The organism is Streptomyces sp. HSW2009 (assembly GCF_040240285.1).
In the GTDB taxonomy this organism is placed as follows: Bacteria; Actinomycetota; Actinomycetes; order Streptomycetales; family Streptomycetaceae; genus Streptomyces.
The window spans coordinates 1-7,629 of the sequence record NZ_JBEHZD010000397.1 but is presented as its reverse complement, the minus strand read 5'-3'; the positions used below and the strand labels follow the sequence as shown (position 1 = coordinate 7,629).

The following is a 7,629-nucleotide window of genomic DNA, read 5'->3' as shown; positions in this document are numbered from 1 at the left end:
CCCCCCGGCCCGCGGGCGCCGGCCGCGGCACCGGCCGGCGGCGGGGGGATGCCGCGCCGCCCGCCCCCGGACTACGCCGCGGCGCCCGCCCCGGAGCGGGACGGGCGCCGTGACGGGGCGGGCTCGGTCAGCCGGTCGGTTCGGCCTGGTCGGCGTGCAGGCTCATGGGCCCGTAGACCACGGCGTCGTCCTCGTACAGCAGCACCTGGTCGGCGCCGCCGTCCAGCAGGTCCTTCCACACCTCGCCGATCCACGACTCCGCGTCGCCCTGGGTCGGGAAGTCCTCCGGCTCGACCGGGGGAGCCACCTGCGTCCCGTCGGACTTCTCGAACCGCCACGTCCACGCCATGTTCGCTCCGTCTCTGCCGCCGTCGTGCCGTCCGCCCGCAGCCGCGGGTACGCGCCACCCGGCGCCTCCCACGGCCCGCGCCACCGGCCGCGATCCGCCGTGCCCAAGGGACGGGGGCCCGCGCCGGTACGGCCTGCTTGCCCGCAGCGTAGCCCGGGCGCGCAACCCCTCGGAGGTGGCCCCGCGCGCTGGCCGGCCGCCGGCGCGAGACGATCAGGGGGTGGAACTCACTCTCCTCGGCACCGGGGCCCCCAGCGGCCTGCCCCGGCCCGACTGTCCGTGCGCCGCCTGCGCCACCGCGGTGGGCAGCCAGGCGCGGGCCGCGACGGCCCTGCTCATCGACGACGCGCTGCTGCTCGACCTGACCCCGGGGCCGGCGCTGGCCGCGGCGCGGGCCGGACGCACGCTCGCCGGAGTGCGACAGGTGCTGCTGTCGCATCCGCACGACGGGCCGGCCGTCGAGTTCCCGGCCGGGCTGCCGGCACCGGGCCGGGCCGCGGACGGGCGTGAGCTCGCGCTGCTGAGCGGGCACCGGGTGCGCGCCGTCGCGCTGGACGCACCGGGCACGGGGTACGAGGTGACCGGCCCGGGCGGCGAGCGGCTGCTGTACCTGCCGCCAGGCGGCGCCCCGGCCGGGCTGCCCGACCAGGCGCCGGGGCGGGGCGGCGGGCGTCCGTACGACATGGTGCTGCTGGATGTGATCGGCCGGCCCGACGCGCTGGCCCGGCTGCGGGCCGTCGGCCTCACGGCGCCCACCACCGACGTGCTCGCCGTCCACCTGGACCACACCGTGCCACCGGGGCCCGAGCTGCACCGCAGGCTGGCGGCGGCCGGCGCGCGGGCCGTGGCCGACGGGCAGACGCTGATCGTGGGCGAGTACCACGCGGTGCCCGACCTGCCGCGCCGGACCCTGGTGCTCGGCGGCACGCGCTCGGGCAAGTCGCTGGAGGCCGAGCGGCGCCTCGCCGCCTTCCCCGACGTGGTCTACGTCGCCACCGGCGGCAACCGGGCGGGCGACCGGGAGTGGGCGGCGCGGGTGGCGGCCCACCGCGAGCGCCGGCCCGGCAGTTGGCGCACCACCGAGACCTGTGACCTGCCGCCGCTGTTGGCGGCCGACGGGCCCCCGCTGCTCGTGGACTGCCTGTCGCTGTGGCTCACGGACGCGATGGACGCGGTGGGCGCGTGGGACGAGGAGCGCTGGGCGGCGAGCGGCGCGGACGCGCTCCGCGCGCGCGTGGCGGAACTGGTGGCGGCGGTCCGGACCACCCGGCGCCCGCTGGTCCTGGTGAGTAACGAGGTCGGCTCGGGCGTGGTCCCCGCCACCCCGTCGGGCCGCCGCTTCCGCGACGAACTCGGCCGCCTCAACGCAGCCGTCGCGGCCGAGTGCGAACACGTCCTGCTGGTGGTGGCGGGCCAGCCGCTCACGCTGCGCTGATGGGGCGAGCCGTACCGGGCGGGCGGAGCGGGTCGGGTCCCGGGGTGGCGCGGGCGGTACGGAGCGCCACGCGCGGGCGCGGGGCGAGCCCATGGGTGCGGGTACGGGGCGGCCCGGCCGTGAGCGGTGCGGGCAGTGCGCGCGGGCGCGCTGCGTAGGCGCTACGTAGCCAGTCAGCCCGATACGGAGCGCCACGCGCGGGCACGGGGCGGGCCCATGGGTATCGGGCGGGGCGGCCAGTACGCGCGGGCGCGGGCGCGATACGTAGGCGGTACGGGCCGGTCCGCGCGGCACGGAGCACCACGCGCGGCGCAGCCCGAGCAACCCGGTCAGCCCGACCAGCCCAAGCAGCGCAAGCGAGACCCACGCGCACGCCCCGACGGCACGGCCGGGCCCGTACGGGCCGTGTGGGGCTGGACCCCTGGTGGATGCTCGGGAGCGGTAGGGTTCGGCGGATGAGCGGTCTACACCTCGATGACTTCGTCGACCTGATCGAGCGCCCCGACGGCACCGTCCGCCGCGACGCCGAAGAGCGCCGTGCCCGACTCGCCACGCCGCCCGGCGCCCTGGGCCGGCTCGACGAGCTCGCCGAGTGGCTGGCCGCCGCGCAGGCCAGCGTGCCGGTGAAGCCGATCGAGCACCCCCGGGTGCTGCTGTTCGCCGGCGACCACGGCGTGGCCGAGCTCGGCGTCTCGGGTCGCCCCGCGGGCACTACCAAGGACCTCGTACGGGCCGTGCTCGACGGCACCAGCGCGGTCGCGATCCTGGCCCGTCGCTACGGGGCCGCGGTGCGCGTGGTGGACATGGCCGTCGACTGCGACCCGGCGGAGCTGCCCGAGGAGGTCACCCGGCACCGGGTGCGCCGCGGCTCGGGCCGGATCGACATCGAGGACGCGCTGACCGCGGAGGAAGTGGAGCAGGCGTTCCGGGCCGGCATGGCGATCGCCGACGAGGAGGCCGACTCCGGCACCGACCTGGTGGTGCTCGGCGACCTGAGCGTGGGCGGCACCACCGCGGCCAGCACCCTGATCGCGGCGCTGTGCGGCACCGACGCCTCGGTGGTCACCGGGCGCGGCGGGGTCGCCATCGACGATCTGGCGTGGATGCGCAAGTGCGCGGCGATCCGGGACGCGCTGCGCCGGGCCCGCCCCGTACTCGGTGACCAGTTGGAGCTGCTGCGCACGTCGGGCGGCGCCGACCTGGCCGCCACCACCGGCTTCCTGCTCCAGAGCGCGGTCCGGCAGACCCCGGTGATCCTGGACGGGGTGGTTTCGGCCGCCTGTGCGCTGGTGGCGCAGCGGGTGGCGTTCCGGGCGCCGGACTGGTGGCTGGCGGGGCAGGCGAGTGGCGAGCCGGCGCAGGCGAAGGCGCTGGACCGGACCGCGCTCAACCCTCTTCTGGACCACGGCGTCAGTGTGGGAGAGGGGACCGGGGCACTGCTCGCCCTGCCGATGGTGCAGGCGGCGGCGGCCCTGGCGGCGGAGCTCCCGCTGCACGACTGACGCGGACGACGCGCTGGTCGGCGCGGCCGGGGCCCGTCTCGGGCGGCCGACCAGCATGGCTGCACAGCCATGTCTACACAGACCAAAAAAATGCCCTAATTACGGATAAATGACCCCTCCCTCATATGCTCTACTTTCATGGGAGAAGTCCGCTTGAGTCCGGATGAAGGCAAGCAGCAGGGCCCGTGGCCCCAGCGGAGCGCGGCGTTCGCGGTCTGGTACCTGCGCGTCGTGACGTTCATCAACCTGTTGAGCGGCGTGTGGGTGTCCTTCGGCAATGATCTGCGCCGCCACAACGTCGATGAGTACTTCACGCCGTACCTGCTGACGGCGGGCTTCTTCTCGGCCGCGCTCTCGCTCTTCCTGGCCGTCACCATGCGCCGCCGCAAGCGCGCCGCCTGGATTCTCAACCTGGTGCTCAGCGTCCTGCTGCTGGCGCTGTTCGTGGTGGTGCTGCCGTACCACGAGTTCCGGCGGCACCCGCAGAACTGGATCTCGACGCTGCTGACCCTGCTGTTCGTGGTGGCGCTGCTGGTCGGCCGGCGCGAGTTCTACGCCAAGGGCGACCGGTCCAACCCCAAGCTGGCCGCCGTCGTCGCGGTCGGCGGGCTCCTGATCGGCTCGCTGCTGGCCGCGCTGCTGGTCACGGTGGCCAACACGGCGGCCGACGACGAGCGCTCCACCTTCCTGACCCGGTGGCGGTACGGGGTGATGCGGCTGATCTCGCTCGCCGCCGACGAGGACCGGTTCGCCGGCATCGTCACGCCCGGCTGGGTGGACGTCATCATCAACGTCATGAGCACCCTCCTGCTGCTGCTCGTGCTCTACGCGGCCTTCCGCTCCCGGCGGGCCGTGGACCCGATCACCGCGGAGGACGAGGAGCGGCTGCGCGCCCTGCTCGACCGGCACGGCGAGCGGGACTCGCTCGGCTACTTCGCGCTGCGCCACGACAAGAGCGCGATCTGGTCCCCGTCCGGCAAGTCGGCCGTCACCTACCGCGTGGTCGGCGGCGTCTCGCTGGCCTCCGGCGACCCCATCGGCGACCTGGAGGCGTGGCCGGGCGCGATCGACCGGTGGCTGGCCGAGGCCCGCGAGCACGGCTGGGCCCCGGCCGTGATGGGCGCGAGCGAAGAGGGCGGCACGGTCTACGCACGGCACGGCCTGGACGCCCTCGAACTGGGCGACGAGGCGCTGGTGGACACCGCCGAGTTCACCCTCGAAGGCCGCGCCATGCGCACCGTACGGCAGGCGTACAACCGCGTGAAGCGGGCCGGCTACACGGTCCGCATCCGGCGGCACGAGGAGATCCCGGACGAGGAGATGCGCGAGTTGGTGCGGCTGGCCGACGACTGGCGCGACGGGGAGACCGAGCGCGGCTTCTCGATGGCGCTGGGCCGGCTCGGCGACCCGCGGGACGGCCGCTGCGTGATGCTGGAGTGCTTCGACGCCGACGGTGCGCCCAAGGCCCTGCTCAGCTTCGCGCCGTGGGGGCCGCGCGGCCTCTCGCTCGACCTGATGCGCCGGGACCGCAACTCCGACAACGGGCTGATGGAGTTCATGGTCCTGGAGCTGATCCAGCGCGCGAAGGAGGTGAAGGTCACACAGATCTCACTGAACTTCGCGATGTTCCGCTCGGTCTTCGAACGCGGCGCCCGCCTCGGCGCCGGCCCGGTGCTGCGGCTGTGGCGCTCGCTGCTCAGCTTCTGCTCCCGCTGGTGGCAGATCGAGTCGCTCTACCGGGCCAACGCGAAGTACCGACCGATCTGGGAGCCCCGCTACTTGCTCTTCGAAAAGAGCACCGACCTGCTCCGGATCGGCCTGGCCAGCGCCCGCGCCGAAGGCTTCCTGGAGGCCCCCGGACTGCCCAAGTGGCTCAACCGCAAGCATCTGGAGACCCGGCCGTGACGCCTTTGAAGACGCCCTGGCACCTGGTTCCCGGCCCGCTGCGGCGGACCGTGCGCGCCGAATGGGGCCCGCTGGCCGCCGCAGTACGGGCCGGGCTGGCCCGCCGCAGGGCCGCCGCACTGGTGGTGACCATCGCGGCGGTGTCCCTGATCGTGATCTGCCAGTACATCCAGAACCAGCCCTGGGGCCACGACGTCATCGCCTTCGCCGGCTACGTCCAGGCCGATCAGCCCTGGTGGGGCGCGCTGCTGCGGACCCCGCTGTCGCTGTTCGTCCCCGCGCCCGACCTGCCGGTGTGGGGCGGCCTCCTCCAGATCTTCGTCGTCTTCGGCATCTGCGAGTGCGCGCTCGGCTGGCGCCGCACCCTGGTGATCGCCTACGCCGCCACCATGGCCGGCACCGCGTACGCGCGCCTCGGCCTGGCGCTCGGCCCGGACGCCCTGCTCGGGCTGCCCGCCGACATCGGCAGCCAGCACGACACCGGCCCGTCGGCGGCCGTCGTCGGCCTGTCGGTGTACGTGTGCTGGCGCTACCGGGCCTGGCTGACCGGGGCGCTGGTGATCGGTTCGATGGTGCTTGAGGTGTACGCCAAGCCGAACCTGGCCGGCCGCGAGCACCTGGTGGCCATCCTGGCGATCTTGGTGGTGTGCGCGGTGAGCACGCGCGTGGAGCGGCTGCACCGGCTGGCCCGGCGGACCGCACCCCGGCCGACCGCAGGGGAGCGGGCGTGGGCGGTGGTGCGCAGCAGCCGGGCCGGACGCGGTGCCGGGCCACGGGCGGCCGGACGCGGCCCGGGCCGGCCGGGCGCGTCAGACCAGCCGGGCGAGTCGGCAGCGTCAGGTGCGTCGGGCGCGTCAGGTTCCCGGCGGCCGGCGCTGCGGCTGGTGCGCGGCTCCCGCGAGTTCCCGGGGGTACGCGCGCCGCGGCGGACGGGCCCACACGCCGTGCCGGCCCAGCGCACCGCGTCAGGCGCCGATCCGGACCACGGCGCGCGGCAGGTGCAGCCGGTCCAGGCAGCGGAGACGGTGCAGGTAGCGGAGACGGTGCAGGCAGTACAGCCGGTGCAGCCGGTTTCGCACGGCCGCGAAGTCCAGCAGGCCCGGGCGGCCCAGCGCGTACGGGCGCCACGGGAGGCTCAGGAGGTGGGGAAGCCGCCCAGCCAGTCCTGGAACCTGCGGCGCAGCCCGTCCCACCGGGCGTCGTGAGCGGCGGCCCGGCGCTCGGCCCGGGCCCTGGCCCGCGGCCGGTTCCGGTAGCAGCGCCTGGCCCACGGTGAGCTCGGGCGGGCCAGCCGCAGGGCACCGAACGGCGCCACGAACGGCACCAGCACCCCGAACACCGCCATCCGCGGCTTGCCCTTGGCCAGGGCGAGGAGCGAGAAGAGGAAGTTGGCGGTGACGTTGGCCACCACCAGGCCGCGGTCGTGGCGCTCGGCCGGCGTCAGGTCGTTGACCCCGAACGGCAGGAACCCCCCGAGCACCCGCGCCACCCGCGCCGCCGTCAGCACCACCACCTCCACGCTCTTGCGGCCCTGCTCCGACCAGTACACGTCGTCCAGGTAGAGGACGAGCGCGAACTCGTCCAGGACCAGCCCCGCGCCGATGCCGAAGAGCACGGCGAAGACGGCCGCGCCCACACCCCGCTGACCGCTGGCGACCGCGCCGAACCCGCCGATGACGGTCAGTACCACCCCCGGCACCACGTGGTGCACGTGCAGCCCGCCCGCCGTCACGTTGCGGAACGGGCCGCGCCCCGCCCTGATCAGCCGGGTGACTAGTCTGACCAGCACGAAGGCCAGCACGAACGAGGCGAGCGCCAGCAGCAGCGGGAGCTTGCCCGGCTCCAGGATGTTCCGCTGCCACCAGTGCCCCATGGCCCCTCACCCTGCGCGATAACCTGCGGCGCGATGGACACCACGCCGCATTCGTCCCCCACACGCCCGCCCCGCGCCCCCCGCGCCGCGGCCCGTGCCGCAGCCCTCGCCCACGGCCTGCGGTTCGCCTTCGGCACCCTGACGGTGCTGCCGGTACGGGTGACCCGCTGGGACCGGGACGCCGCGCGCACCGGCATGCTCTGCGCACCGCTGGCCGGGCTCGTGGTGGGGCTCTGCGCGGCCGTCCCCGGCGGCCTGGTGCTGCTGGCCGGCGGCGGCCCGCTGCTCGCCGCGGTGGCGACGGCCGCGGTCCCCGCGGTGCTCACCCGCGGCCTGCACCTGGACGGCCTCGCGGACACCGCGGACGGCCTGGGCAGCGCCAAGCCCCCGGCCCAGGCGCTGGAGATCATGAAGCGTTCGGACATCGGCCCGTTCGGCGTGCTCACCCTGGTCTTCGTCGTCCTGGCCCAGGTCGCGGCCGTCGCCGAAGCGTACGCGCGGGGCTGGGCGGAAGGCGCGCTGGCGGTGGCGGTGGCCGCCTGCGTCGGGCGCTGCGCGCTCACCC

General features: G+C 75.3%; 7 protein-coding genes. 5 read left to right on the top strand and 2 right to left on the bottom strand.

Features of this window, described 5'->3' with window-relative positions:
- Window positions 1-127 precede the first annotated feature (127 nt).
- A complete protein-coding gene (locus AAHZ94_RS24415) occupies window positions 128-349 on the bottom strand; it encodes a hypothetical protein (RefSeq protein WP_349995247.1) in 222 nt (73 codons plus the stop codon).
- 220 nt (window positions 350-569) lie between these two features.
- Between AAHZ94_RS24415 and AAHZ94_RS24410 the strand changes: the two genes are divergently transcribed.
- From AAHZ94_RS24410 to AAHZ94_RS24395, 4 genes are all read left to right on the top strand, one after another.
- Window positions 570-1,784, top strand: a complete 1,215-nt coding sequence (locus AAHZ94_RS24410) for a bifunctional adenosylcobinamide kinase/adenosylcobinamide-phosphate guanylyltransferase (RefSeq protein WP_349995245.1) — start codon at window positions 570-572, stop codon at window positions 1,782-1,784.
- 455 nt (window positions 1,785-2,239) lie between these two features.
- A complete protein-coding gene (gene cobT / locus AAHZ94_RS24405; protein WP_349995243.1) occupies window positions 2,240-3,286 on the top strand; it encodes a nicotinate-nucleotide--dimethylbenzimidazole phosphoribosyltransferase in 1,047 nt (348 codons plus the stop codon).
- Window positions 3,287-3,424: 138 nt separating this feature from the next.
- Window positions 3,425-5,191 carry a phosphatidylglycerol lysyltransferase domain-containing protein gene (locus tag AAHZ94_RS24400; RefSeq protein ID WP_349995241.1) on the top strand — a complete coding sequence of 589 codons (1,767 nt, stop codon included), beginning with the start codon at window positions 3,425-3,427 and terminating at the stop codon, window positions 5,189-5,191.
- On the top strand, window positions 5,188-6,396 hold the full coding sequence (locus AAHZ94_RS24395) for a hypothetical protein (RefSeq protein WP_349995239.1): 1,209 nt from the start codon (window positions 5,188-5,190) through the stop codon (window positions 6,394-6,396). The genes AAHZ94_RS24400 and AAHZ94_RS24395 overlap by 4 nt, the downstream gene beginning before the upstream one ends.
- On the opposite strand, the gene AAHZ94_RS24390 is transcribed toward AAHZ94_RS24395, so the two are convergent.
- Window positions 6,327-7,064, bottom strand: coding sequence for a hypothetical protein (locus AAHZ94_RS24390; protein WP_349995238.1), 738 nt, complete (start codon window positions 7,062-7,064; stop codon window positions 6,327-6,329). The two genes, AAHZ94_RS24395 and AAHZ94_RS24390, sit on opposite strands and share 70 nt — an antisense overlap.
- 33 nt (window positions 7,065-7,097) lie before the next feature.
- On the opposite strand from AAHZ94_RS24390, the gene AAHZ94_RS24385 reads away from it, so the two are divergent.
- The coding region (locus tag AAHZ94_RS24385; protein ID WP_349995237.1) for an adenosylcobinamide-GDP ribazoletransferase at window positions 7,098-7,629 on the top strand (532 nt) is incomplete at its 3' end.